This window comes from Methylophilus sp. (assembly GCF_008015755.1).
Lineage (GTDB): Bacteria > Pseudomonadota > Gammaproteobacteria > Burkholderiales > Methylophilaceae > Methylophilus.
In genome coordinates this window covers 1-23,943 of sequence record NZ_SSGF01000015.1, presented here as the reverse complement: position 1 = coordinate 23,943, position 23,943 = coordinate 1, and the positions used below count along the sequence as shown (strand labels likewise).

Here is a 23,943-nt window from a genome sequence, read left to right as displayed (position 1 = left end):
CAAATCAATATCCGTTTTACATCACTCCGTTTCATATGACAAAGTAAAAAGCCGGCAATCGCCGGCTTTTTTGATATGCGGGGTGGCGCTAATTACATGTCAGCCAGTGGCTGATTGGACAGCGCGTTTGCTTGTGCATCGAGTTTACCGATCACCATTTTGAGGGAGATATTCAGCGTTTCGAGAGCCTCTGCATCTAGCGTGGCCAAGACTTGCGGCAAAATTCCATCAACGGGCTCAGGCGCTTTGGCCAGCACGGCATGCCCTTTTTCGGTGACAATCAGCCCGACCTTGCGTTGGTCTTGGCTCAGGCGCTGTTTTTCGACCAGCTGTTTTTTAACCAGTTTTTCAACGAGCAGGCTACAGGTGGATTGGTGGATGGCCAAGTTTTCTGCCAAACGTGAGACGCCGAGTTCAGGATGGCTGGCGATTTCATGTAACAGCCACAGTTGTGAACCGGAGATGCCGCAGGACGCTTCAATTTCTCTAAAATGTTGTCTGACTGTACCGAAAATAATTCGAAATTGTTTTAAAGCGTCTTTGGCGAGTGAGTTTTGCATGATTAATTTAATGTAAATATTTTATATGTTCATTTTACCAGTTTCCTCTAGATAACATGAATTCTCGATGTTTCGCGCGATAAAAATTCCCGGGATATTCAGTGATTTTAGACAAAAAAGTCGTTTTTAATCACAACCGATCAGCTGTTTTGCCAGACCGGTCTGTCTGAAATGAGGCTTATTTTGCCAACTGTCCATCGGCTGTGATGGCCAGTTGCTGATAAAGCGTATATAACGTTTGCAGGCCAAATTGGATGACAGTCTCAACCGGCAAATGCGGCATCGACTGCGCTAACTGCAGCAGGTGCTGATGTGCGGTCGCGGTTTGTGTGTGCAGTTGTTGCAAGAGTTGATAAGTGATTGCATTTAACTGGATAAAGCACACCTTGAATGCTGGCGTGCGATAGACCAATAAAAAGGTGGCGATGGGGGCAGCCGTTTTGTGTTTTTTAGATAGCTGATGCACTGCATAGTCGTAATGCAATAATCGGTGCACCTCGCATAGCCTCACAACGCGCTGCAGCAATGCCTTCTCGCTAGTCTCTGGCACGCTGGAGAACGCCGCCGATGTGGTCTCAAGTTGCTGGCTAAGGTGCAGCTCTATCCATTCGTAATGCGCAAGTTGCGCGGTGTAGGCTGGCAGGTCGGCCACTGTTTGTGTTTGTAAAAAGGTCACGAAACTGCCGGGAATATCTCTAAACAAGGGGCTGTTAAAGTGCTGTGAGTAGAAACATTGACGCACCAGTGTGCTAAAGCGCCGTTTGCCGAGAATCTCGTGCAGTACCGGAAAGCAGGCGCGAATACTGGCTAAAAAATGATTAAAGACGATTTCACGATAAATCCGCATGCGTTTATCGCTCAATCCCGCTGGTTTGGCATGCAGGGCAGGCTGTCGCAAGTGCGTGGTAAAGGCTGTTTGGTAGGCTTGAAACGCTTTCATCAGGCGACTTGCTGCAAGGGGTGCGTATGGCTAGGACGTGTCGGCTGTTGCAGTGCAGCGATACGGTTGACCTCGGTCATTAGCACAGGCAAGGGGGGAATATGGCTATCGCGTTCCAGTAGGGTTGGAAACACGCCAAGCTTGTTATAGGCGTATTTGAGCAGATGCCACACCGGCTCAATAATCGCTTCGCCATGCGTATCCACCAGTAAGTCGGGCGCTACCTGTAAATGCCCGGCCAGATGCCCATATACAATGCGCTGCGCGGGGATTTGATCCAGAAAAGCATACGCATCAAAGCCGAAATTGACGCTATTCACATAGACATTATTGATATCCAGGTGTAAATCGCAGTCGGCTTCAGTCAATACAGCGTTGATAAAGCTGATCTCATCCATTTCCGAGATCGGCGAATCCACATAAAAAGAAGTATTTTCTACGGCAATCCGGCGTTGCAGAATCTCCTGTGTTTGCCGGATGCGTTGCGCCACATACTGCACGGCTTCTTCAGTAAACGGGATAGGTAACAGGTCGTAAATGTAGCCATTGCTGGTATCAGTGCAATAGCTTAAATGCTCGGTGTAAAGCGGGATTTCAAAATCAGTTAAAAATTGTTTGATCTGTTTGAGAAATTTAACGCTGAGTGGGTCCGGCCCACCCAGTGACAAGCATAAACCATGACATGCGATTGGATAGCGCTGGGCAAACCAGTCTAGCTCGGCGGCATATTTACCACCGGCCTCTATCCAGTTTTCGGGCGCAATTTCTACAAACTGCAACTGGCTGAGCAAGGGCTGCCCATGTTGTTGCATCAGCTGCGGAAGGAGCTCGCGCTTAAGTCCCAGGCCTGCCCCCCGAATCTCTGATAGTTCTGCCATGCGTTTACGCGCCGCTAATCACGTTGCGAATTATTTAGTTGCGTGACAAGCGCCTTCTTTCATTTTTTCAGCCGAACAACTGCCTTCTTTCATCTTGTCCGCAGAGCAACTCCCTTCTTTGGCTTTGTCATGATGACAGCTGCCTTCTTTCATTTTTTTCTTCTCGGCGCCGCATTTGCCGCTACTGCATTTGCCCTCTTTGGCTTTGCTATCAGTGGCATCGGCTACCTGGTAGCCTTGGTTTAATGCTTTAACCTCAAATGGATTAATGTCTGCATGGGCCGTCGCCGCTGCAATCGATAACGCAACTGCGCCAGTCATAACAGCTATTTTAGGTGTTGTCATCTCGATTCCTTTTTAAAACAGGGGTTAAAGTCGGACATCAGTAAAACTTGTCCAGTTGTTGTGCAATTCGCTCGCGTGCGGCTTGGGATAACGCCACTTCACTTTGATCTGTCGCTTGATCTTGCCAGGCGTGCATCATGCGACGAATCAAGGCGAGCTGTTGTGTAAAGCGTCGGCAATAGACGCATATCCACAGATGCATGCGCACCGACATTCTTTCGCGCCAGCGCAGCCGGCGGTCTAGTGATTGTGAGACCAGCAGGCTGGCTTGTTTGCAACTCAACATATTCACTCCACCGTATTTACCAATGCATTTCCAGACATTTTCTTAGCCCCATTCTGGCCCGATATAACATCACCCAAGCATTGGTCGCGGTAATCTCCAGCGCCTTACAGATTTCCTCGTTGTCCATGTCATCGACGTCGCGCATGGAAAAAATAGCAGCCAGTTTTTGTGGCAAACGGTCCATACATTGCTGTAAGACCTGCAAAAATTGTTTTTGCTGCAAGGCATCTTGCGGCACATCCCACGCTTGCGGTTTTTCTGCCCAATGCCCGGTGTCGTCAAAAAACTCATCCATATTGGCGTCTTCCTCAGACATCAGAGTCGAGGCAGGGATTTCGCGCACCTGCTTGCGCATGCAATCAATGATTTTGTGCTTAAGGATGCCAGTTAACCAGGTGCGCGGACTGGATTGTTGTGCAAAGCTAGGATTTTTGATCGCCGCCAGCAGGGTTTCCTGTACCACATCCTCCGCCTGATGCGGGTCGCGCAGCCGTGTCAGCGCAAAACGGTATAAATAGTCACCATGTTCATTAAGCCAGTCGTGCGAGTTAGAGGTCATGCCGGCTATTGAAGCATAGTTTAGGCCGACGGAGCAATGCCGGCGCGCTGCTCGATCAGGTTCAGGTAATGCGCGGCATCCAGTCCGGTCTGGTTGCGCTGCGCCAGCCAGATGGTTTCGGCCAGGCATTCGAGTAACACGTGTTGCGCGTCATGTTCTTGCTGAAAGCGCGTGCATAGTTTGCCGTAGGCTTGGGTAATACCGATCGGCTGATTAATGCTGATTTGCTCCTGGATCGACAAATGCAAACTCATGTGCAAAAACGGGTTGGTTTCACCCATTTCCGGGTAATAGGCTTGCGCCAGGTAGTGCTCGGGATTGTCCAGAATCGCGTGGTATTCCGGATGCATATGCATAATGCTCACCGCCATTTTTTCAAGGTCAGTCAGTGTGTTTTGTTGCTTAAATTTTGACCAGGCGTCAAAGAAAAATTGGCGGACTTCATCGCGGCTGGGGTTGAATAAGGCCATGGTTAACTCTCTGCCGGTGGTTTAACCGGTTGTATTTGCTTGTCTTGAAATTCACATAAGTCGGCGATGCAGCATTCGCCACACTTGGGGCTGCGCGCCGTGCAGGTGTAGCGACCATGCAAGATTAACAAATGATGCGCGTCTTTTAAAAATGGCTTGGGGGTAGTGTTTAAAAAGCGCTGCTCGACCTCAAGCACATTTTTTCCTGGCGCCAGTTTGGTGCGATTGCCGACCCTAAACAAATGTGTATCGACAGCAATCGTTGGTTGGCCAAAAGCGGTGTTGAGAATGACATTGGCTGTTTTGCGACCGACCCCGGCCAGCGCCTCAAGCGCCGCGCGGGTATCTGGCACTTCGCCGCCATGCAACTCCAGCAATTGCTGGCAGCATTTGAGCACATGATTGGCTTTGGCATGGTACAGGCCTATGGTTTTAATATAGCTCTCCAGGCCTTCCAGACCGAGGTCGAGAATGGCTTGAGGTGTGTTGGCAACTTTGAACAGTTTGCGTGTGGCAATGTTTACGCCTTTGTCAGTTGCTTGCGCCGACAAAATCACCGCAATCAGTAATTCAAAGGTAGAGTCATGCTCCAGCTCTGTGGTGGGGTTAGGGATGGCTTGTGATAGTCTCTCGAAAATCGCCAGTCTTTTTTGGGCATTCATATCAAAAATTCGTTGATTAAAGCCAGGCTTAACCTGCTTTTTGTGCTTTTACTCGGGCCATCGCGGCGGCGATCGCTGCTTTTTTAAGCGCTTCTGCGTTGGTGTTTGTGGTCTCAGCTGCTGCATGGTCAGTATGTGCAGTGGCTGGCTTGTGATAGGTTTGGGCTTTGTGGTGTTTTTCAAGCGCCTGCCTCTGGTTTCGCTGCTCGTGGCGGCGTCGCGCCAGGGTTGCCTCCTCAGTATTCATTGCCAATTCACGGCCGGTCACCGTGTGCATGCTGATGCAATCGACCGGGCAGGGCGGCAGGCACAGTTCACAACCGGTACATTCCTGGCTAATCACGGTATGCATGAATTTGGCGGCGCCGAGGATGGCATCGACCGGGCAGGCGCTGATGCAGAGGGTGCAACCAATGCATGTGGCCTCGTCAATCACCGCGACGGCTTTGGGTTTGGTCACGCCATGGGCGAGATTTAACGGCTGGTAGGGGCGTTGCAGTAAGGCGGCCAATGCGTGTATCCCTGCATCGCCGCCTGGCGGGCATTGATTGATGTCTGCTTCACTATTGGCGATAGCCGTCGCATAGGGTTTACAGCCGTCATAGCCACACTGGCGGCACTGTGTTTGCGGCAGCAGGGCATCAATCTGCGCAATCAATGTCTCCTGCGTGAGTCGGCGTGTCGTCTGCATATTACCCTGGCAAAAACGCTATTCAATCCCTGTTGCAAAGGCTGTCATTATAACTGAAAGCCTGTTTGACGATGGCTTGACAGGCCACGCTGGCTGGGTAGACGGCTTCTTTGGCGTTCAGGCGCATAATCAGTTAAAATATTCGCTTTATTATTGAATGGCGCTAGGTATGTTTACGGGCAGTTTGGTCGCAATCGTGACCCCGATGTTTGAAGATGGTCGTTTGGATCTGGACGCGCTCAAAAAGCTGATCGATTTTCATGTCGATGCTGGCACCGATGGCATCGTCATCGTCGGCACCACCGGCGAGTCGCCCACCGTCAATGTGGACGAACATTGTTTGCTGATTAAAACCACGGTTGAGCATGTGGCCAAGCGGGTGCCGGTGATTGCTGGTACCGGCGCTAACTCGACCGCCGAGGCGATTGAACTGACAGCAAAAGCGAAAAGCCTGGGTGCCGATGCCTGCCTGTTGGTCGCGCCTTACTACAACAAGCCTTCACAAGAGGGCTTGTATCAACATTTTAAAGCCGTCGCCGAGGCGGTTGCCATTCCACAAATTTTATACAATGTGCCTGGCCGTACTGGCTGCGATTTAACCAACGATACAGTGGTGCGTTTGGCCCAGGTGCCGAATATTGTGGGCATTAAAGACGCCACCGGCGGCATTGAGCGCGGCACCGATTTATTGTTGCGTGTGCCTGCCGAATTCGCTGTTTACAGCGGCGATGATGCTACTTCACTGGCCTTGATGTTGCTAGGCGGTAAAGGCGTGATTTCAGTCACCGCCAATGTGGCACCAAAATTGATGCACGAGATGTGTGTGCATGCCTTGAAGGGCGACGTTGCTGCCGCCAAAGCTGCCAACACCAAATTGTTTGCCCTGCATCAAAAATTATTTGTCGAGGCAAATCCGATTCCAGTGAAATGGGTATTACAGCAAATGGGCTTGATTGCGACCGGCATTCGTTTGCCGCTGGTCAATTTGTCCAGCCAATATCATGCAGTATTACGCAGCGCCATGCAGCAGGCCGAGATTGCCGCTTCAGTGGGCTAAGACTAATTTAGGGTGAAATAAGTGAAATACATGAATCATGTTTGGTTACAACGGGCGGTGTTGGTCAGCCTGGTCACAGTGCTGGCTGCTTGTGATTCTATCCCGTTTATGAATAACAGCTCAGACTACAAGGGCGCAGGGCGCTCCAAGCCGTTGGAAGTGCCTCCTGACCTGACCTCTGTACGCACCAGCAGCACCTACAACGTGCCGGGTAGTACCAGTTATTCTGCTTATAGCCAGAATCAGGATGCGCAGGAGCAAAATGGCCCGCAACCTGTGTTGGCCGACATGAAAAATGTGCGCATGGTCAAAGCCGGACAACAACGCTGGCTGGTGGTGAATGCCCCGGCTGAAAAAATCTGGCCGATTGTGCGTGATTTCTGGTTAGACCAGGGCTTCGCGGTCAAGGTAGAAAATCCTGAACTGGGTGTGATTGAAACCGAGTGGTTGCAGTCAGATGTGATTAAACCAAAAGAAGATAACCGTGGTTACGGTGAAAAGTTTGATGCCTGGCTGGACAAGTTATCCGGCTTTGCTGACAGACGCAAATTCCGCACCCGGCTGGAGCGCGGTGAAAAAGAAGGCACCACCGAAATCTATATGACGCATCGTACGGTGGCGGGTGCGCCGGATGATGGCAAAAACTATGTCAACACGCAGTTGGGCAGGATTGATACGGGTTATCGTGTCAATGCGGCTGACAATAAAAACAACGCTGGTCAGGAGTTTGATGCAGACCTTGATGCTGAGTTGTTGCGCCGCATGATGGTCAAGTTGGGTCTGGATGAGCAAAAAGCAGATCATGTGATGACGCAAGTGGCTTCTGACAAGCGCGCAGATGTGATTAAAGAGCCTGATCAGAGTGTGACGTTAAAACTCAATGAGCCGTTTGACCGCGCCTGGCGTCGTGTAGGTTTGGCACTGGATCGTATTGGGTTTGTCACCGAAGACAAAAATCGTTCTGAAGGCATTTTCTATGTGCGTTATGCAGATACTGATGCTGAAGACCCAATCAAGCAGAAAAAAGGGTTGCTGGAGCGCCTGAAATTCTGGGGCAGCGATGAAGACGAAAAAGCGCCAGCACCGGCAGAAGTGAAACCCGGCGATAAAACCAGATTCTGGAAAGGTACCTCAGACGGTGACAAATCCAGTAAGCAATATCGTATTCAGGTGCTGGAAAACGCGGATGACACGACCGATGTCTATGTGCTCACTGTGGATAACAAACGTAATACGTCGACGACGGCTAACCGCATTATTTCACTGCTATATGAGCAATTGAAGTAACCGAGGCAGCGCGTGCGATTTGCATCATTAGGCAGTGGCAGTGCAGGGAATGCCACTGTGGTAGAGGCCGGGGAAACCCGGCTTTTGCTTGACTGCGGTTTTAGCGTCAAAGAAACCGTACAACGTTTAGCGCGCCTGTCGCTGCAACCTGAACAACTTTCAGGCATTCTGGTCACGCATGAGCATGACGATCATGCGCGCGGGGTGTTCAAACTTGCCGCCCGTTACCAAATCCCGGTCTGGCTCACGCATGGCACTTACAGCATGTGCCAGCGCTACCTGCCCACACAATCTGTGACCATTAACATCATCGATGCTCATACGACTTTTGCGTTGCAAGAAATCGAGGTACAGCCGTATCCAGTGCCGCACGATGCGCGTGAACCGGCGCAATTTGTGTTTGCTGACGGCGTGCGTAAATTCGGTGTATTGACCGATGTCGGCAGCGTAACGCCGCATATTGTGACGATGTTGCAAGCGTGTGATGGATTGCTGCTGGAGTGCAATCATGACCTGGAGATGTTGCGTAGCGGCCCGTATGCCCACTCATTGAAAAAGCGTGTGGGCGGCTGGCTGGGGCACCTGGATAATCAGTCCAGTGCGCAGCTCCTTGCCCAACTGGATAACAGTAAACTGAAGCACCTGGTGGCGGCACATTTAAGTGAAAAAAATAATACGCCTGCGTTAGCACAGCAGGCGTTGAGTGGGGTGTTGAATTGCAGCGAGGACTGGGTACAAATTGCCAGCCAGCACATGGGGCTGGACTGGCGTTGTTTATAAGCGCATTTAATCCAGTGCTATTTAATCCAGCACCATAATCTGTTCTGATAAACGGATCATGCGTTCCACCGGCGTCACCCAGACGATGCCATCACCGACATTGCCAGTATGTGCCACTTCAACAATGGTCTGCAAGACGCCTTCGACCAGTTCATCCGGCACCACCATATACAAATACATTTTGGGGCTGTAGTCGGTCAGCTCCTCGCGTACACCCACACTCGGCTTTTGCAAGTGGGGGCCGCACCCTTCCATTTTGTTGACCGACATGCCGGGAAAGCCTTTGATATTACGCAGTGCGGAACGTATCTTAGGCAATCGCGACGGTTGTATGACTGCTTTGATTTCTTTCATAAAAGTATCCTTTTGTGCATAGACTCACTGGGTCGGCATTATGCCTCTATCTTGCTTTCTTCAAACTTACGATAGAGTGTGGGTACCACAATCAGGGTGAGCAGCGTTGAGGTAATCAGGCCGCCGATCACCACAATCGCCAATGGCCGTTGTACCTCGGCCCCCGGCCCTGTCGCAAACAGGAAAGGCACCAGGCCCAGCATGGCCACGGTCGCCGTCATCATCACCGGTCTAAAGCGCTGGGCGCAGCCTTTGCGAATGGCTTCTAGCTGGCTCAGACCTTCTTCACGCAGTGTGCGGATATACGAGACCAACACCACCGCATTCAACACGGCAATGCCCCACAAGGCAATAAAGCCGACTGATGCTGGCACTGACAAATACTCGCCGGTGACAAACAAGGCGATCACGCCGCCAATCGAAGCAAATGGCAGCACCAGAATAATCATGGTGGCAAACCGCAATGACTGGAACAGCAGGAACAGCAAGAAGAAAATCGCCGCAATCGTGACTGGGATAATAATCATCAGGTGGCCCATGGCGCGTTCCATGTTCTGAAACTGGCCACCGTACTCCAGATAATAGCCATCCGGTAACTGCAGTTTTTGTCCTAACACTTGCTGAAGCTCAGCCACAAACCCACCGAGGTCACGGTCTTTGACGTTGACGCCAATCACGATGCGACGTTTGGCTAGCTCGCGGCTGATTTGCGCCGGACCATCCTTGATTTCAATGTCTGCCAGGTCCTCCAGCGCCACGCGTGAGCCATTGGGCGAGGTGAGCATGATATTGCGGATCGCTTCTTCATTATTGCGGAACGATTCCGGATAACGCACGGCGGCTGAGAAACGACGCTGGCCTTCAAAAATCTCGGTGGCAATCTTGCCGCCAATTGCGGTTTCAATCACGTCATGCACATCCGACGCATTGATGCCATGCCGGGCAATCGCCTGACGGTCGATGGTGATATTCAGGTATTGTTGCCCCGATACTTTTTCGACCTTGATTTCGGTCGCGCCAGTCACCGAGCCGGCAATCTTGGCGATTTCGTCCGCCTTTTGCTTGAGTGTATCGAGGTCTTCACCAAAAATCTTCACCGCCACATCCGCACGCACGCCAGTTAGCAACTCATCGACGCGGTCAGAGATCGGCTGCGCCATGATGATTTGCACGCCAGGAATGTATTTTTCCAGCACGGCGCGCATTTTCTCGGCAATGTCATCCTGGGTCCAGCCTGAAGGCCACTGGTCACGTGGTTTGAGGCTGATAATCGGCGTAGATTCGTTTTGTGCCTGCGCATCGGCCGGGCTTTCACCACGGCCCAGGCCGGAGATCGCTGATTTGACCCCTGGCACTTGCTCCATAATGAGCTTCATCGCCTTGTTTTCCATTTTCATGGATTCTTCGAGCGAGATATTCGGCACGCGGTTAATGCCGGGCACAATAGAGCCCTCTTTCATTTCTGGGATAAATGAGGTGCCCAGAAACGGAAACAGCGCAATCGTACCGACAAACACCAACGCCGAGGCTAAAATGGTTTTTTTCTCGTTGTCGAGTACCCAGTTTAGCGCTGATAAATAGGGCCGCTTGATGGCTTGTATCAGTTTGGTATCGTCACCGCTACCACCTTTGAGAACGTACGAGCACAAGGCAGGTGTTAGGGTCAGCGACAAGACCAGTGACACAAACAGCGCAATGGCGATGGTGTAAGCCAAGGGGGCAAACATTTTGCCTTCCATGCCTTCCAGCGTCATCAGTGGCAAGAACACCAGAATAATGATGCCGACGCCAAACAGTACCGGCGTCGCCACTTCAGTCGCCGCCTCTAGCGCTACCCGAATGCGACTTTCGTCTTTGCGATGACCCAGGTGGTGAAAGGTATTTTCAACCACCACCACCGAGCCATCGACCATCAGGCCAATGGCAATCGCCAGCCCGCCCAGTGACATCAGGTTGGCAGAAATCCCATAGTGATTCATGACCATGAATGTAATCAGCGGTGTCAGGACCAAGGTGCCGACCACTATCAGGCTGGAGCGTACATCGCCCAAAAACAGGAACAAAATCACAATCACCAGGATAATGCCTTCAATCAGCACCTTGGTCACCGTATGCAGCGCGGCATCGACCAGCTCACTACGGTCATAGTAGGGCACAATTTGCAAGCCGTGTGGCAACATGCCTTTGCTGTTGATTTCTTCAACGCGCGCTTTGATACGGCTGACCACTTCTTTGGCGTTGCCACCACGCATCATAATCACAATGCCGCCGACGGATTCGGTGTCACCGTTTTTAAGCACGACGCCTACCCGCACTTCATGGCCAATGGTCACTTCCGCCACATCGCGGATATAGACCGGAATGCCGTTTTCTTCCTTGAGCACCATGTTGCGGATGTCGTCCAGGTTTTGCACCAGGCCGACGCCACGAATCAGGTACTGTTCGGCATAATGCGGCAAAATGCCACCGCCGCTGTTGGCATTGTTGCGCGCTAGCGCTTCATATACATCTTTGAGTTTGATTGAAAAATGCGTCATGCGGTCCGGGTTGACCAGCACCTGATATTGCTTAACGTAGCCGCCTTGCGAGTTGATTTCAGCCACGCCGGGGATGCCGCGCAGCAAGGGGCGCACTACCCAGTCCTGGATGGCGCGACGTTCTGTCAGGTCGGCTTGCGTCAGCGCTTTTTTACCGTCATCGGGTTTATCCAGCGTGAACTGATAGACCTCACCCAAACCGGTCGAGACCGGTCCGAGGATGGGCGTCACGCCTTGCGGCATGCGTTCCATCACTTCCATCAAGCGTTCCATCACCAGTTGGCGGGCAAAATAGACGTCGGTGCTATCGGTAAAGACCAAGGTGATCAGCGACAACGCATTTTTATTCACCGAGCGCATTTCAGTCAGGCCGGGCAAGCCGGTCATGGCGATTTCGAGCGGCACGGTGATAAAGCGTTCGACTTCTTCCGGTGATTTACCGGTGGCTTGTGTGGCAATCATCACCTGCACGTTGGTGACATCAGGAAACGCATCGACAGACAATTTTTTGACTGCAAACAAGCCTGCAAGAATAAAACCGACAGCCAGGACCAACACAATCAGGCGCTGCTTCAGCGCGCCTCTAATTAGCGATTCAATCATGCTTTACTCCATTTCTTTGCGCTTGCGTTCATTGTTCACATGAAACGCGCCATCGAGCACGATTTGATCGCCAGGCTGCAGGCCTTGCAGCACTTCTCTCTTGTCCTGATAAGTACGGCCCAGGGTCACTGGCAGCAATTTATACTGCGTCGGTTTTAAGGTTTGTACAAATACATGGTCGGCATTGTTTTCACGTACCACCGCGGTGGAGGGGATGGCAATCACTTTTTCCGGTTTGGCTTCGAGCAAAATGGTGATCAGCATGTCAGGCTTGAGCAGCATTTTGTCATTGCTGATGTTGGCGCGTGCCATCACGGTACGCGTGGCCGGATTCACAATGTCACCGACAAAGGCCAGCGTGCCGGTCAGTTCTGCATCGTCGAGGGCGGGGACTTCAATATCCAGCGACTGGCCTTCTTTAATATGTGCAATTTGCTGCTCAGGGATTTCTGCCACGGCCCACACGTGTGACAAATCAGCAATCACAAACAGCTCTTCTGCCGGCGCCACCACTTGGCCCAGCCGGGCTTTACGCGCAATGACGGTGCCGGTGATTTTAGAGTTGACCTGGCTGGTAGACATGCCACTGTTGTGCAAGCCTAGTTGCGAGATGCTGGCCGGTGCCATGCCTAATACCAGTAACTGATCGCGGGCGGCGTTGAGTTCGGCGTTCGCTGCATTGAGCTCACCTTCGCGGCGCTGTAATTCTGCCAGGCTGATCACGTCTGCTTCTAGTAATTGTTTGGCGCGGTCGACGGCTTTGGTTTGCAACTGCATTTGCTGGCTGGCTTTAATATAGCTGAGTTGGTATTGCGCCAGTTCAGTACTTTTAATGGTTGCCAAACGCTGGCCTGCTTTCACTTCGTCGCCCAGATTCACATCCAGCGTGCTGATACGTCCTGTGATGGATGCACCGGCTCTGGATTCATACTGTTCATCGACCTGAATACGGCCAGGGATACGCAGGGTGTCGACAAACTGAAATTCTGTCACTGGCCCAGTTTTGACATTGGCTTCCAGTTCTTTGGTCAGCATCACCAAGTTGGGGTCGACGACTTCTTTAGTTTCTGCGGCCGGGGCGGGTTTTTCGCTACACGCGGTGGACATGACGGCCAGCGCGGCAGTCAGCAAAGTTGAGAATAAAATACGAGACATGACCATCCCCTTATGGTTGAACCAAATCCGAACCGATGAAGCGTTCGATTTGCAATACACTGAAAAAATAATCGAATTTGGCAATCAGATAGTCACGTCTGACATCACGATTGACGCGTTGTGCATCCAGATATTCCAGGATGCCGCGTTCTCCGAACTTATAGGCGGCTTGTGCGCGACTCAGAGTCGCTTCTGATTGTTGCAGCAAGCCATTCTCAAACACTTTGAGCTGGTTGCTGGCAATCACTGTGCGCTGATAGGCGCTATCGATTTCTTTGCGCAATATCTGTTGTTGAAGTTTGATATTGGCATCTGCCTCATCAATGCCTGCCGCCGCTTGTGCGATCTGGCCTTCACGACGGTTCCAAACAGGTAATGGCACCACCACGCCCACCCTGAAGGTGTTCAGGTCGGGGTCTTGGGTGAAGTCAGACTTCAAAGTGAGGCCGGGAAAACGCAAAGCTTGCTCCAGCTTTAACTTAGCTTCCGCACTGTCTTTTGCGGTGATCAGCTGCTGTAAGTAAGGATTGTTTTCGGCAGATTTGCGTAACTCAATAATGCTGGGCAAGGTAGAAATTGCAGGCAGCTCAGATTTAACCTCAAACGTGTCTGGCATATTGCCTATCATGCCGCGCAAAATAGCCTTGGCCTCGTCAATACGAGTTTGCGCACTGGCATAATCACGCTCGGCGGCCAGCACCTCAGTGTCGGCCTTGATCAGCTCATATCTGGCGGCTTCGCCGACATCCACCTTACGTTTAATTTTGGTCTGGATTTCCTGCAGAATACTCAAGTTGGCACCCAGCATTTGCAGAATCTGCTGGCGCAACAGCACGGTTAAATAGGCCTGCTTGATCAGGTTGCGTAAGTCAAAGCTGGTGGTGTGTATGCCTTTTTCCGCGTAAGTCAGTTGCTGTTCAGCCAGTTCGCGGCGTGAGGTCCGTGTGCCAGGAAAATCAAGCGGTTGCGAAATGGTGATGCCGTAGTTTCTCTCAGTGGCGCCTGGTGTTGGTACACCGCGGTATCTGGCCGGGCCTGCCATCACTTCCATATCCGGATTATAAAACGACCTGGCGACAGTAATGCCTGCCGCAGCGGCCTCAATTTGTGCTTTGCTCACTGCCATCATCGGGTTTTCGGCGACGGCTTTATCCAACAGGGTTTTCAGGTCAAAAGTGGTTTCTGCAAACGCAACGGGAGTGATGCAGCAATATAGCCACAAGAGCCTGCATGCTTTCCGCCAGCGGGTCTGACTTAACATAACGATCCTTTTTCAGATGACTGTTCATCGCATGATGTCACAGTCATCTTAACTTATGATTAAAATGACGCTGTCTGCCTGGATGGCAAATAGCGTTGGACAGTTTTTTAAGCGCGTTGCGGGGGCCGGTCTAGCCAGAAGCTGAGGAGCAGATGGTAGGAGGAGGGTTGATGTTCTGGGGCGAGGTGAGTGGTTTTGTGCAGCGGATAACTAAATCCTGGTAACAGGATTTTGTCGACATCGACCTCAGCGATTTCCAGCATGTCGACGCAACAATATCCTTCGCCAAAGTCGGCCGATAAGCTATCATCAATGGCATTCGACAGGCTGGTTGCTGAAATACCGGTTTCTAGTAGCGTAGTTGTGACTGCCGGTTCGGCAGCGGTTGTCTGCAAAGCAAACATCAAACACAACGCATGTAGAAAATAAAATATCTTTTGCATTACAAAATCATATCAGTCTGGCAATCTATTTACAGCAATAAGTATACCAGCTATGCGACCACATCTAAGTGATTGATTCTAACATCATCCGTGACCAATATTGGCTGGGTTGATCGCACAATAAGAATTTTTTGCACCAGACTGGTGCGTGAAAACCACAGTGACATGATAGTAGATGTCACTGTGGGATCAAAGTTTGAGCCAGGCTAGGCCGAAATCGTTTCTTCTTTAAAAATCAGTTTGATCTGATCCTTATCATCGATGTCGATATGCACATGACCACCTTCGTTCAGGCGACCAAACAGTAGTTCATCAGCCAATGCCTTACGAATAGTATCCTGAATTAGTCTGGCCATCGGGCGTGCGCCCATCAGTGGGTCAAAGCCTTTTCTGCCCAGATAAGCTTTGAGTTCGTCACTAAAGGTCACATCGACTTTTTTCTCGTGCAATTGATCTTCCAACTGCATGAGGAACTTGTCGACCACGCGCAGAATCACGTCCTGGCTGAGGGCGCTGAATGAGACGGTGGCATCCAGACGGTTGCGGAACTCAGGGCTAAATAAGCGTTTGAGATCTGCGGCTTCGTCAGTGCTGTCTTTACTGTTGGTAAAGCCTATGCTGGATTTAGACAGGTTTTCGGCACCGGCGTTGGTGGTCATGATAATGGTCACGTTGCGGAAATCGGCTTTGCGGCCATTGTTGTCCGTTAACGTGCCATGATCCATCACTTGCAGCAGGATATTGAAAATATCCGGGTGCGCTTTCTCGATTTCGTCCAGCAGCAATACGCAGTAAGGTTGTTTAGTCACGGCTTCAGTCAGCAGACCGCCCTGGTCAAATCCCACATAGCCCGGAGGCGCACCAATCAGGCGTGAAACCGCATGACGCTCCATATATTCGGACATGTCAAAACGCAGCAGTTCGATGCCAAGCACATAAGCCAATTGTTTGGCTACTTCGGTTTTACCAACCCCGGTTGGGCCTGCAAACAAGAAGCTACCAATCGGTTTGCTGCTGTTACCCAAGCCACTACGGGCCATTTTGACGGCAGAAGCCAGCACTTCAATCGCTTTGTCCTGACCGAAGACCACGGCTTTGAGGTCGCGTTCCAGGGTTTTGAGCGCATTGCGGTCGTCACTGGAAATGTTTTTGGGCGGAATACGCGCAATTTTGGCAATGATTTCTTCAATCTCTTTATTGCCAATAATTTTCTTCTGTTTGCTTTTTGGCAAAATACGTTGCGCAGCACCGGCTTCATCAATCACGTCAATCGCCTTGTCTGGCAAGTGGCGGTCGTTGATGTACTTGGCGGACAGTTCTGCCGCAACCGTCAGTGCGCTGGCACTGTATTTGACACTATGATGCTCTTCAAACTTGGTTTTGAGGCCTTTGAGAATCTCAATGGTTTCGGCCACACTTGGCTCTTGCACGTCGATTTTCTGGAAGCGGCGTGATAACGCATGGTCTTTTTCAAAGATGCCGCGATACTCTTGGTAAGTGGTGGCGCCTATGCATTTGAGCGAGCCGTTAGATAACGCTGGTTTCAGCAAATTGCTGGCATCCAGCGTACCGCCACTGGCAGAACCCGCGCCGATCAAGGTATGGATTTCGTCAATAAACAGAATCGCATCCGGCTTTTCTGCCAGCTGTTTCATGACGGCTTTTAAACGTTGCTCAAAGTCACCACGGTATTTGGTGCCTGCCAGCAGGGCGCCCATGTCGAGTGAGTAAACGGTGGCGTTTTCCAGCACTTCTGGAATGTCGTTGCTGACAATACGCGAGGCCAGACCTTCGGCAATGGCAGTTTTACCCACACCGGCTTCGCCAACCAGCAAGGGGTTGTTTTTGCGGCGACGGCACAAGGTCTGGATCACGCGCTCTAGCTCCTGGCTACGGCCAATCAAAGGGTCGATCTTGCCAGCAATCACTTGTGCGTTGAGATTTAATGTAAAGCTCTCCAGCGCGCCGGTGCTGACGCTTTCGCCTTCCGTTTCCTGCTCGGTGCCGGTGGCTTTAGGTTCGCTTTCCTGAATTTTGGCCACACCATGCGAAATAAAGTTGACCACGTCTAGACGGGTCACGCCTTGCTGATGCAGGAAGAACACCGCATGGGAATCTTTTTCGCCATAAATCGCCACCAACACATTGGCGCCGGTGACTTCTTTTTTGCCTGAAGATTGTACGTGCAGCATGGCACGCTGAATCACACGCTGAAAACCCAGGGTTGGCTGCGTATCGACTTCTTCAGTCCCGGCCACGGTGGGTGTGTGTTCTTCGATATATTGGGTCAGTTCATTACGCAGCGTATCAAACTTGGCACCGCAGGCACGCAGGACTTCTGCGGCAGTCGGGTTGTCCAACATAGCCAGTAACAGATGCTCAACCGTAATCAATTCGTGACGCTTTTGTCGCGCGTCCATAAACGCCATGTGCAGGCTAACTTCAAGTTCTTGAGCAATCATGATGACTTTCCTTAATACACTACACTACAAAAAACGCCTCATTCACAGATGCCAATCCATGCAATCCGGCAACACTTGTCCGTTTATTGTTATCGTGCTTTTTTTCAAAAAATTCAATGCTCCGTCGCTACTTTTGGCTCACGTTTATATGAGTCAAGCGCGACAGAATCACCTCATTACCATGCTACCACTGTGAACGCTCAGTTGAACCGCGAGTATGTCAGTGTATTTGCCCGATATTCTCAGGATGCCACCATGAGTCAAACGCCTTTAGCCTCACATCATTACGTTTCAAGCGGCTTCAATCACACATTGCAAAGGGTGTTGTGCTTCACGGGCAGACTCCAAGACCTGATGCATTTTGGTTTCGGCAATATCTTGTGGATACACGCCACAGACGCCCATGCCCTCTGTATGTACTTGGAGCATGATTTGTGTCGCTTGTTCACGAGACTTGTTAAAAAAACGTTCAATGACGGCGACGACAAACTCCATTGGGGTGTAGTCGTCGTTCAGCAACAACACCTTATATAACTCTGGAGGCTTGGGTTTGGCCACTTGGGATTCAAGTGCCAAATCACCTTCACGCTTGGGTCGTACCATAGTTTTGTATACCTGTCTTAGGACCTATTTTGCGCCTTGTAGTAAAAAATTCAAGGGCTTGATGCAGGAGAATTCCGGCTTTTTCAAAGATAAATTAAAGATAAATTTTGACGCGCTTGACGACGCGATCCTCAACATCCAAGATTTCCAGTTTGTGCTCACCAATTTTAAAGCTGGTGTCTGGTTCTGGAATGCCTTCAAAATGCTCAAGAATTAAGCCATTCAATGTGCGTGGACCGTCAGTCGGCAGGGAGAGTTTCAATTTACGGTTGAGGTCGCGCAATAAGCTGGCGCCGTCAACCAGCCAGCTGCCGTCTTCATGTTGATGGTAATGGCTGGCGTGCTCGGGGGATTGGGTGGTGAATTCACCGACCACCTCTTCCAGAATATCTTCCAGCGTCAGCAAGCCTTTGAATTCACCGTATTCATCGACGACCAACGCAATCCGCTCATGCCTTTTTTGAAACTGCTGCAACTGGGTGTAAAGCGGGGTGCCAGAGGGAATGTAGTAGGGCAGGCTCATGGCCGCTTGTAATAAGGCTTTGGATGGCGCCTTGCCGATATGAAAGTCGCGCAGCAAGGGCAGGACTTTACGCACATGCAAAATGCCGACGATATCTTCGTTGTCACCTTCTCGCACCGGCAGGCGTGAGTGGTGACTGCATGTCAGTTGTTCCATGATCTGGTCTATCGGGTGATCCAGGTCGATAAACTCCACCATGGTATGCGCGGTCATCGCATCGTCTACAATAATGTCTTCCAGGTCTAGCAGATTGAGCAGAATAGTGCGACTTTGCGACGGGATATATTGCCCGGCATCGCTGACAATGCTGCGCAGTTCTTCGGTGGTGACTGATTGTGCCTGGCCGTCAAAGTTGACGCGCACCCCCAGCAGCTTGAGAAAAGCTTTGACGAACAGATTGACAAACCAGACCACCGGTGTAAATAACCAGATGAGCGGATACAGCAAGTAGCTAGTGGCAAACCCCAGTTTTTCGGCATGTGCAGCAGCAATGACTTTGGGCGAGATTTCACTAAACACCAAAATGGCAAAGGTGATGGCGAGTGAGCCAAACATCAGCACATAATCGCCTTCGCCAAACAGACGCTCTGAAATCACGACTTCTAAGGTGGAGGAGCCGACGATACAAAAGGTATTGCCTAACAGGATGGCGCCCAGTGTTTTATCTGTTTGTGAAATCAGGCGACTGGCCAGCTTGGCGCCGCGATGACCCTCTTTGGCCATGTGTCGCATCCGGTAACGGTTGAGCGACATCAGGCTGGTTTCGGCAATGGAGAAAAAGGCTGTCAGTGACAGCAGTAGCAATAGCAGACCAATCTGCCAGCTTAAGGGGATGTTGTCCAAAAGAGTGGGATTAAAAACAAGAAGCCACTAGTGTACTCACCAGTGGCTAAAAATCAAGAAAAAGACAGACTAAGTGCTTGTAGAGCTAAATTGCCCTATTACGCTTGCTTAAGGTGCAACAGCGGCTTCGTCTTCTTTCGGTTTTTTCTCGCTGTCACCAATCAGGTTGGCGCGGCTCACACCCAGCCACATGGCAATTGGGCAAGCGACCAAGACTGAAGAGTAAATGCCGAACAAAATACCAATGGTGAGCGCCAGCGAGAAGTTGTGCAGGGTTTCGCCACCAAAAAACAACATCGAGCACACCATGGTCTGCGTCATCATATGAGTGATGATGGTGCGCGACATAGTGCGGGTAATCGCATTGTCGATCACATGCACTGCACTGGCTTTCCGCATTTTTTTGAAGTTTTCACGCACGCGGTCAAACACCACCACGGACTCATTCACCGAGTAGCCCAACACCGCGAGAATCGCTGCTAGCACCGTGAGGTTAAACTCCCACTGGAAGAACGCAAAGAACCCCAGAATGATGATGACGTCATGCATGTTGGCGATAATCGCCGCCACCGCAAAGCGCCACTCAAAGCGCAAAGCCAGGTAGCCCATGATGCCTGCACACACCAGCAGCAAAGCCAGTGCGCCGTTTTCATACAACTCTTCACCGACTTGTGAACCCACAGATTCCACGCGGCGGATTTCTGCGCCAGCATCAGCTGCTTTCAGCGCGCTGGAGATTTTTTCAGAGAGTTGAGCAATCGACAGTTCTTTCTTGACCGGCAGGCGGATCAATACATCCTGGCTAGAGCCAAAGTTTTGTACTGTCACGTCTTTCAGGCCCACACCATCCATGACCTGACGTATTTGCTCGATATTGGCTGCAGCCGGATAATGCACTTCCATCACCGTACCACCGGTAAAGTCCACGCCGTAATTCAAGCCGCGATGCAGCAGGAAGAGGATCGCCAATACAAACGTAATCAGCGAAATTGAGGTGGTGAGACGCCCGTAGCTCATGAACGGGATATCTTTTTTAATTCTGAATAATTCCATAATCTATTCTCTTAGTATGCGTTGTCAGCGTGCAAGGCGGCGATTAGCCAATCCGCAGATGCTCGATCTTGCGGCGGTAGCCGTATAGCAAGTTAACCAGGGCGCGCGAGACCAGCACAGCACTAAACATCGAAGTCATGATGCCGAGCACGTGTACCACGGCAAAGCCTTTGATCGGGCCAGTGCCAAACATAAACAAGGCCAGGCCGGCAATCAAGGTGGTGACGTTGGAGTCGAGAATGGTATCAAATGCGCGGTCATAGCCAGCGTGGATACTGGCTTGTGGCGTGTTGCCATTGCGCAGCTCTTCACGGATACGCTCGTTAATCAGCACGTTGGCATCAATCGCCATGCCCAGTGCCAGCGCAATCGCCGCCAGCCCAGGCAAGGTCAGTGTCGCTTGCAGCATGGACAAAATTGCCACCAGCAATAGCAGGTTCACGCCCAGCGCCATCACAGACACACCACCAAACACCATGTAGTAAACAATCATCATCACCGCAATGGCGGCAAAGCCCCACAGCGTTGAATGCACGCCGCGTTTGATGTTTTCTTCACCCATGCTTGGGCCTACCGTGCGTTCTTCGATGATTTCCATCGGTGCAGCCAGGGCACCGGCACGCAGCAGCAGTGAAATATCTGTCGCTTCTTGCGCATTGGCCATGCCAGAAATCTGTACGCGGCCACCACCAATTTCTTCGTTAATCACCGGCGCAGTGACCACTTCGGTGCTGCCTTTTTCAATCAGCAGAATCGCCATGCGTTTGCCGACGTTTTCACGGGTGACGTTTTTAAAGATGCCTGCACCGCGGCCATCCAGCGTCACGTTGACCACGGATGAACCATTTTGACCATTGACGCCAGGGCCCGCGTCGGTGATACGGTCGCCCGTCAGCACCACGCTCTTTTTCACTAATACCGGGCGGCCTTCACGGTCAGAAAATAACTCGTCACCAAACGGCACCTGGCCTGCCTGCGCTTTTTGCAGCGTGGCCATGTCAGATTTTTCTTCATCGACCATGCGGATTTCCAGCGTTGCCGTACGACCGAGAATCTCTTTGGCTTTTGCCGTATCTTGCACGCCTGGCAATTGCACCACAATGCGGTCCAGGCCTTGTTGCTGCACGATAGGCTCAGCCACGCCTAGCTCGTTAATCCGGTTATGCAGGGTTTGCAGGTTTTGCTTGAGCGCAAACTCCTGGATGCGTTTTTGCGCCATCACGCTCATGCTGGCAGTGAGGTTAAAGTCTTTGTCACTGCCTGCAATTTTGTAGGTCAGGTCAGAAAAGTCTTTGGCCAGCAGATTGCGCGCTTTGGTCGCTTCGGCTTCTGATTCAAATTTAATCACCACTACCTGGCCTTGGCGCTCAATACCGTAGTAATTGATTTTTTCTTTGCGCAAAGACATGCGGAAGTCACCCACGGTGCTTTCGGCTGCTTTATCCAGCGCCGCTTTCATGTCGACTTGCAGCAAAAAGTGCACGCCGCCTCGCAAATCCAGACCCAAATACATCGGCTTGGCGCCGATGCTTTGCAGCCAGTTTGGCGTTTGTGGTACCAAATTGAGCGCTACGGTGTAGTCTTTGCCCAGGTTGCTGACCAGTTTGTCTTTGGCCAGCAATTGCGTATCCGTATTGGCAAAACGCACTTTGACGCCACTGGCATCCATAAACAAACCGTCAAACGGAATGTTGGCCAGTTGCAGCGTGCTCTCCACTTTTTGTAGCAAGCCTTCATCTACTTTTAATGAAGTTTTGGCCGGGCTGATTTGCACAGCTGGCGATTCCCCAAAAAAGTTGGGGATCGTGTACAGCAGGCCAATGATAAACACTGTGCCAATCAGCACGAATTTCCATATCGGATAACGGTTCATAACAAACTCTTGGTCAGAATGAAAGACAGGCGCGTCTTGTGTGGGTTAAATAGACTTCAATGTACCAGCAGGCAACAAGGTCTGTACCGTGTGTTTTTGCACATTGACGACGGTGTTGGCGGCAATTTCAATGCTGACAAAATGTTCACTGACTTTGGTCACCTTGCCGACAATGCCGCCGGTGGTCGCGACTTCATCGCCCGCCTTTAATGTCTCTAGCATAGACTTGTGTTGTTTGGCCTGCTTCATTTGCGGGCGAATCAACATAAAGTAAAACAAGACAAAAATTACCACCATAGGCAAAAAACTCATGATGTCGGTGGCTGGCGCGGCAGCGGCGTAAGCGTTGCTGATAAACATATCTGTTCCTAAGTCATACTGAAAATAACGCATGATTCTATCATAGAGCCTCCTTAATCTGTCACCGACCGTCCGCCTGCCTGCATCGCAATAAAGACTTGACTAATAATTGTAAAGATATTTTAATATTTGTTCGCCGGTGCGGTTTGGCGTCCAAGTGTTTTGATGACAACATTTTTGATATTGGAGAAGCATATGCAAAGTTACATGAAGTGTCTCGCAGCCGTCTCTTTAGCAGTTTCGTGTCAGGTCGCGCAAGCCGGCGTCATCGTGCAGGCAACGGCGATTAGCGCCTCTCATCCCGACTTCGGTGGCTCGTATGCCTTGGTCAATCAGATCAACCAGTCAGGCTTATCTGCTGGTTATGTCGCAGGCGTCACGGATTTTGACAGCTTTGTCGCCAGCACCACACATGATGGACTGGCTGCATTAAATTCCGGCTTCAGTGTCGGCCCTTTTGGCAGCTTTAGCTATGACCTCGGCGCCGTCTACAATATTGACTCCATTGGACTATGGGCGACCGACAATACCGGGTCAGTTTTGAATTTTAACTTATATGCAGATAGTGACAATGACTTTAGCAATGGCAACAGCGGCCTGCTGGGTGGTTTTACTGCGCTAGGCTCGAATTACACAACGGCAGATCCTGGTCAGGCATTCACTTTCGGCGATGTTTCTACCCGTTATGTGCACATGGAGATTCTGACCACCGATGGCGGTGCACAGCCTGGATTGGGTGAAGTGGTTTTCCGCACGGCAACCGTGGTGCCTGAACCTGAGCCATTGGCTTTGTTTGCTGCCGGGCTGATTCCTGTTTGCTTAAGGTTGCGCAGAAAGGCCTGATGGGTGCTGTTAGTGGATGAGGCTAGTCAAGTTTGAAAAGCCGGTGCGTGTTTAGCGTGCTGGCTTTTTTGTTGTTTCAGAGGGGCAGTGGAGTTCGCGCGTGGTGAGATTAAAATAAAAAGTTATTCTATGACTGGACGGTTTCTTTTCGCCTTTTCGGCGGGATCTGGTCGTTGTAGGGTGGGCATTTTTGCTCACGCGTGTTTTGTGGTTGTTTGTGATGTTGCTTTTCGCTTTTTCAGCGAGTTACTTGTTCTTTGCTTGCCCAAAGAACAAGTAACCAAAAGAAAGTGCACCCCAGCTTCCGCTTGATTCCTGTGCTACTCGGCTTGCAGGGCGTCCATCGAAACTCAACCTGGCATCTCACACAAAGCGTGAGCTGCTGCGGGATTCGGACAGCCGATGGCCGAGAAAGCTCCCGCCAACCCTGCGTTGCTCGGCGCTGCAGATGGGGACCCCGAACACCATGCGACTGCAACTGTTCGCGAACTGAATAAAAACAGAATCTGTTTTTT

The 23,943-nt window shown here is 51.0% G+C and carries 24 protein-coding genes; 4 read left to right on the top strand and 20 right to left on the bottom strand.

What is annotated here, in order from left to right; genetic code table 11:
• Positions 1–92: 92 nt before the first annotated feature.
• From E6Q52_RS06105 to E6Q52_RS06065, 9 genes are all read right to left on the bottom strand, one after another.
• Positions 93–560, bottom strand: coding sequence for a MarR family transcriptional regulator (locus tag E6Q52_RS06105; protein ID WP_292819819.1), 468 nt, complete (start codon positions 558–560; stop codon positions 93–95).
• A gap of 178 nt (positions 561–738) precedes the next feature.
• Positions 739–1,500: a putative DNA-binding domain-containing protein gene (locus E6Q52_RS06100; protein WP_292819816.1), complete on the bottom strand. Its 762-nt coding sequence runs from the start codon at positions 1,498–1,500 to the stop codon at positions 739–741.
• Positions 1,500–2,378 carry a DUF692 domain-containing protein gene (locus E6Q52_RS06095; protein ID WP_292819813.1) on the bottom strand — a complete coding sequence of 293 codons (879 nt, stop codon included), beginning with the start codon at positions 2,376–2,378 and terminating at the stop codon, positions 1,500–1,502. Before E6Q52_RS06095 ends, E6Q52_RS06100 begins: the two co-directional genes overlap by 1 nt.
• A 30-nt stretch (positions 2,379–2,408) precedes the next feature.
• Complete coding sequence (locus E6Q52_RS06090; RefSeq protein WP_292819810.1) at positions 2,409–2,723, bottom strand: hypothetical protein; 315 nt, start codon at positions 2,721–2,723, stop codon at positions 2,409–2,411.
• Positions 2,724–2,760: 37 nt separating this feature from the next.
• Positions 2,761–3,009 carry a zf-HC2 domain-containing protein gene (locus E6Q52_RS06085; protein ID WP_292819807.1) on the bottom strand — a complete coding sequence of 83 codons (249 nt, stop codon included), beginning with the start codon at positions 3,007–3,009 and terminating at the stop codon, positions 2,761–2,763.
• A gap of 16 nt (positions 3,010–3,025) precedes the next feature.
• Complete coding sequence (locus E6Q52_RS06080; RefSeq protein ID WP_292819805.1) at positions 3,026–3,568, bottom strand: sigma-70 family RNA polymerase sigma factor; 543 nt, start codon at positions 3,566–3,568, stop codon at positions 3,026–3,028.
• Positions 3,569–3,588: 20 nt separating this feature from the next.
• A complete protein-coding gene (locus E6Q52_RS06075) occupies positions 3,589–4,038 on the bottom strand; it encodes a DUF1841 family protein (RefSeq protein WP_292819803.1) in 450 nt (149 codons plus the stop codon).
• Between the two features lie 2 nt (positions 4,039–4,040).
• On the bottom strand, positions 4,041–4,700 hold the full coding sequence (gene nth, locus E6Q52_RS06070; protein WP_292819801.1) for an endonuclease III: 660 nt from the start codon (positions 4,698–4,700) through the stop codon (positions 4,041–4,043).
• Between the two features lie 28 nt (positions 4,701–4,728).
• Complete coding sequence (locus E6Q52_RS06065) at positions 4,729–5,391, bottom strand: RnfABCDGE type electron transport complex subunit B (RefSeq protein ID WP_292819798.1); 663 nt, start codon at positions 5,389–5,391, stop codon at positions 4,729–4,731.
• A gap of 169 nt (positions 5,392–5,560) precedes the next feature.
• On the opposite strand from E6Q52_RS06065, the gene dapA reads away from it, so the two are divergent.
• Genes dapA through E6Q52_RS06050 form a run of 3 tightly spaced genes read left to right on the top strand, consistent with a single transcriptional unit; the run spans position 5,561 to position 8,515 of the window.
• A complete protein-coding gene (dapA, locus tag E6Q52_RS06060) occupies positions 5,561–6,448 on the top strand; it encodes a 4-hydroxy-tetrahydrodipicolinate synthase (RefSeq protein ID WP_292819796.1) in 888 nt (295 codons plus the stop codon).
• Positions 6,449–6,478: 30 nt separating this feature from the next.
• Positions 6,479–7,735: an outer membrane protein assembly factor BamC gene (bamC, locus tag E6Q52_RS06055; RefSeq protein WP_292819794.1), complete on the top strand. Its 1,257-nt coding sequence runs from the start codon at positions 6,479–6,481 to the stop codon at positions 7,733–7,735.
• A gap of 12 nt (positions 7,736–7,747) precedes the next feature.
• On the top strand, positions 7,748–8,515 hold the full coding sequence (locus E6Q52_RS06050; protein WP_292819793.1) for an MBL fold metallo-hydrolase: 768 nt from the start codon (positions 7,748–7,750) through the stop codon (positions 8,513–8,515).
• Between the two features lie 21 nt (positions 8,516–8,536).
• Here E6Q52_RS06050 and E6Q52_RS06045 read toward each other — a convergent pair whose 3' ends face one another.
• From E6Q52_RS06045 to yajC, 11 genes are all read right to left on the bottom strand, one after another.
• Positions 8,537–8,869 carry a P-II family nitrogen regulator gene (locus tag E6Q52_RS06045; protein WP_292819791.1) on the bottom strand — a complete coding sequence of 111 codons (333 nt, stop codon included), beginning with the start codon at positions 8,867–8,869 and terminating at the stop codon, positions 8,537–8,539.
• A gap of 38 nt (positions 8,870–8,907) precedes the next feature.
• Entirely contained in the window at positions 8,908–12,009 is a 3,102-nt protein-coding gene (locus tag E6Q52_RS06040) for an efflux RND transporter permease subunit (protein ID WP_292819788.1), read from the bottom strand.
• Positions 12,010–12,012: 3 nt separating this feature from the next.
• Entirely contained in the window at positions 12,013–13,164 is a 1,152-nt protein-coding gene (locus E6Q52_RS06035) for an efflux RND transporter periplasmic adaptor subunit (protein WP_292819785.1), read from the bottom strand.
• A gap of 10 nt (positions 13,165–13,174) precedes the next feature.
• Entirely contained in the window at positions 13,175–14,425 is a 1,251-nt protein-coding gene (locus E6Q52_RS06030; protein ID WP_292819782.1) for a TolC family protein, read from the bottom strand.
• Between the two features lie 107 nt (positions 14,426–14,532).
• Positions 14,533–14,868: a hypothetical protein gene (locus tag E6Q52_RS06025; protein WP_292819779.1), complete on the bottom strand. Its 336-nt coding sequence runs from the start codon at positions 14,866–14,868 to the stop codon at positions 14,533–14,535.
• A gap of 206 nt (positions 14,869–15,074) precedes the next feature.
• Positions 15,075–17,330: an ATP-dependent Clp protease ATP-binding subunit ClpA gene (clpA, locus tag E6Q52_RS06020; RefSeq protein ID WP_292819777.1), complete on the bottom strand. Its 2,256-nt coding sequence runs from the start codon at positions 17,328–17,330 to the stop codon at positions 15,075–15,077.
• 291 nt (positions 17,331–17,621) lie between these two features.
• Positions 17,622–17,933 carry an ATP-dependent Clp protease adapter ClpS gene (gene clpS, locus E6Q52_RS06015; protein ID WP_019881392.1) on the bottom strand — a complete coding sequence of 104 codons (312 nt, stop codon included), beginning with the start codon at positions 17,931–17,933 and terminating at the stop codon, positions 17,622–17,624.
• 94 nt (positions 17,934–18,027) lie between these two features.
• Positions 18,028–19,299 carry a CNNM domain-containing protein gene (locus tag E6Q52_RS06010; RefSeq protein WP_292819774.1) on the bottom strand — a complete coding sequence of 424 codons (1,272 nt, stop codon included), beginning with the start codon at positions 19,297–19,299 and terminating at the stop codon, positions 18,028–18,030.
• Positions 19,300–19,407: 108 nt separating this feature from the next.
• Positions 19,408–20,352 carry a protein translocase subunit SecF gene (gene secF, locus E6Q52_RS06005; protein ID WP_292819771.1) on the bottom strand — a complete coding sequence of 315 codons (945 nt, stop codon included), beginning with the start codon at positions 20,350–20,352 and terminating at the stop codon, positions 19,408–19,410.
• A 43-nt stretch (positions 20,353–20,395) separates the two neighbouring features.
• Positions 20,396–22,225, bottom strand: a complete 1,830-nt coding sequence (secD, locus tag E6Q52_RS06000; protein ID WP_292819768.1) for a protein translocase subunit SecD — start codon at positions 22,223–22,225, stop codon at positions 20,396–20,398.
• Positions 22,226–22,270: 45 nt separating this feature from the next.
• Positions 22,271–22,585 carry a preprotein translocase subunit YajC gene (gene yajC / locus E6Q52_RS05995; RefSeq protein ID WP_292819765.1) on the bottom strand — a complete coding sequence of 105 codons (315 nt, stop codon included), beginning with the start codon at positions 22,583–22,585 and terminating at the stop codon, positions 22,271–22,273.
• A 207-nt stretch (positions 22,586–22,792) separates the two neighbouring features.
• Between yajC and E6Q52_RS05990 the strand changes: the two genes are divergently transcribed.
• Positions 22,793–23,428, top strand: coding sequence for a hypothetical protein (locus tag E6Q52_RS05990; RefSeq protein ID WP_292819762.1), 636 nt, complete (start codon positions 22,793–22,795; stop codon positions 23,426–23,428).
• The last annotated feature ends 515 nt before the right edge of the window (positions 23,429–23,943 follow it).

Bases quoted from the DNA above. Each gene is read 5' to 3' on its own strand.
- E6Q52_RS06030 (WP_292819782.1), bottom strand. From the start codon at position 14,425: ATGTTAAGTCAGACCCGCTGGCGGAAAGCATGCAGGCTCTTGTGGCTA.
- E6Q52_RS06095 (WP_292819813.1), bottom strand. From the start codon at position 2,378: ATGGCAGAACTATCAGAGATTCGGGGGGCAGGCCTGGGACTTAAGCGC.
- E6Q52_RS06100 (WP_292819816.1), bottom strand. From the start codon at position 1,500: ATGAAAGCGTTTCAAGCCTACCAAACAGCCTTTACCACGCACTTGCGA.
- E6Q52_RS06080 (WP_292819805.1), bottom strand. From the start codon at position 3,568: ATGACCTCTAACTCGCACGACTGGCTTAATGAACATGGTGACTATTTA.
- E6Q52_RS06075 (WP_292819803.1), bottom strand. From the start codon at position 4,038: ATGGCCTTATTCAACCCCAGCCGCGATGAAGTCCGCCAATTTTTCTTT.
- secF (WP_292819771.1), bottom strand. From the start codon at position 20,352: ATGGAATTATTCAGAATTAAAAAAGATATCCCGTTCATGAGCTACGGG.
- bamC (WP_292819794.1), top strand. From the start codon at position 6,479: ATGAATCATGTTTGGTTACAACGGGCGGTGTTGGTCAGCCTGGTCACA.
- secD (WP_292819768.1), bottom strand. From the start codon at position 22,225: ATGAACCGTTATCCGATATGGAAATTCGTGCTGATTGGCACAGTGTTT.
- clpA (WP_292819777.1), bottom strand. From the start codon at position 17,330: ATGATTGCTCAAGAACTTGAAGTTAGCCTGCACATGGCGTTTATGGAC.
- dapA (WP_292819796.1), top strand. From the start codon at position 5,561: ATGTTTACGGGCAGTTTGGTCGCAATCGTGACCCCGATGTTTGAAGAT.
- E6Q52_RS06040 (WP_292819788.1), bottom strand. From the start codon at position 12,009: ATGATTGAATCGCTAATTAGAGGCGCGCTGAAGCAGCGCCTGATTGTG.
- yajC (WP_292819765.1), bottom strand. From the start codon at position 22,585: ATGTTTATCAGCAACGCTTACGCCGCTGCCGCGCCAGCCACCGACATC.
- E6Q52_RS06065 (WP_292819798.1), bottom strand. From the start codon at position 5,391: ATGCAGACGACACGCCGACTCACGCAGGAGACATTGATTGCGCAGATT.
- E6Q52_RS06045 (WP_292819791.1), bottom strand. From the start codon at position 8,869: ATGAAAGAAATCAAAGCAGTCATACAACCGTCGCGATTGCCTAAGATA.
- E6Q52_RS05990 (WP_292819762.1), top strand. From the start codon at position 22,793: ATGAAGTGTCTCGCAGCCGTCTCTTTAGCAGTTTCGTGTCAGGTCGCG.
- E6Q52_RS06035 (WP_292819785.1), bottom strand. From the start codon at position 13,164: ATGTCTCGTATTTTATTCTCAACTTTGCTGACTGCCGCGCTGGCCGTC.
- E6Q52_RS06090 (WP_292819810.1), bottom strand. From the start codon at position 2,723: ATGACAACACCTAAAATAGCTGTTATGACTGGCGCAGTTGCGTTATCG.
- E6Q52_RS06105 (WP_292819819.1), bottom strand. From the start codon at position 560: ATGCAAAACTCACTCGCCAAAGACGCTTTAAAACAATTTCGAATTATT.
- E6Q52_RS06085 (WP_292819807.1), bottom strand. From the start codon at position 3,009: ATGTTGAGTTGCAAACAAGCCAGCCTGCTGGTCTCACAATCACTAGAC.
- clpS (WP_019881392.1), bottom strand. From the start codon at position 17,933: ATGGTACGACCCAAGCGTGAAGGTGATTTGGCACTTGAATCCCAAGTG.
- E6Q52_RS06025 (WP_292819779.1), bottom strand. From the start codon at position 14,868: ATGCAAAAGATATTTTATTTTCTACATGCGTTGTGTTTGATGTTTGCT.
- nth (WP_292819801.1), bottom strand. From the start codon at position 4,700: ATGAATGCCCAAAAAAGACTGGCGATTTTCGAGAGACTATCACAAGCC.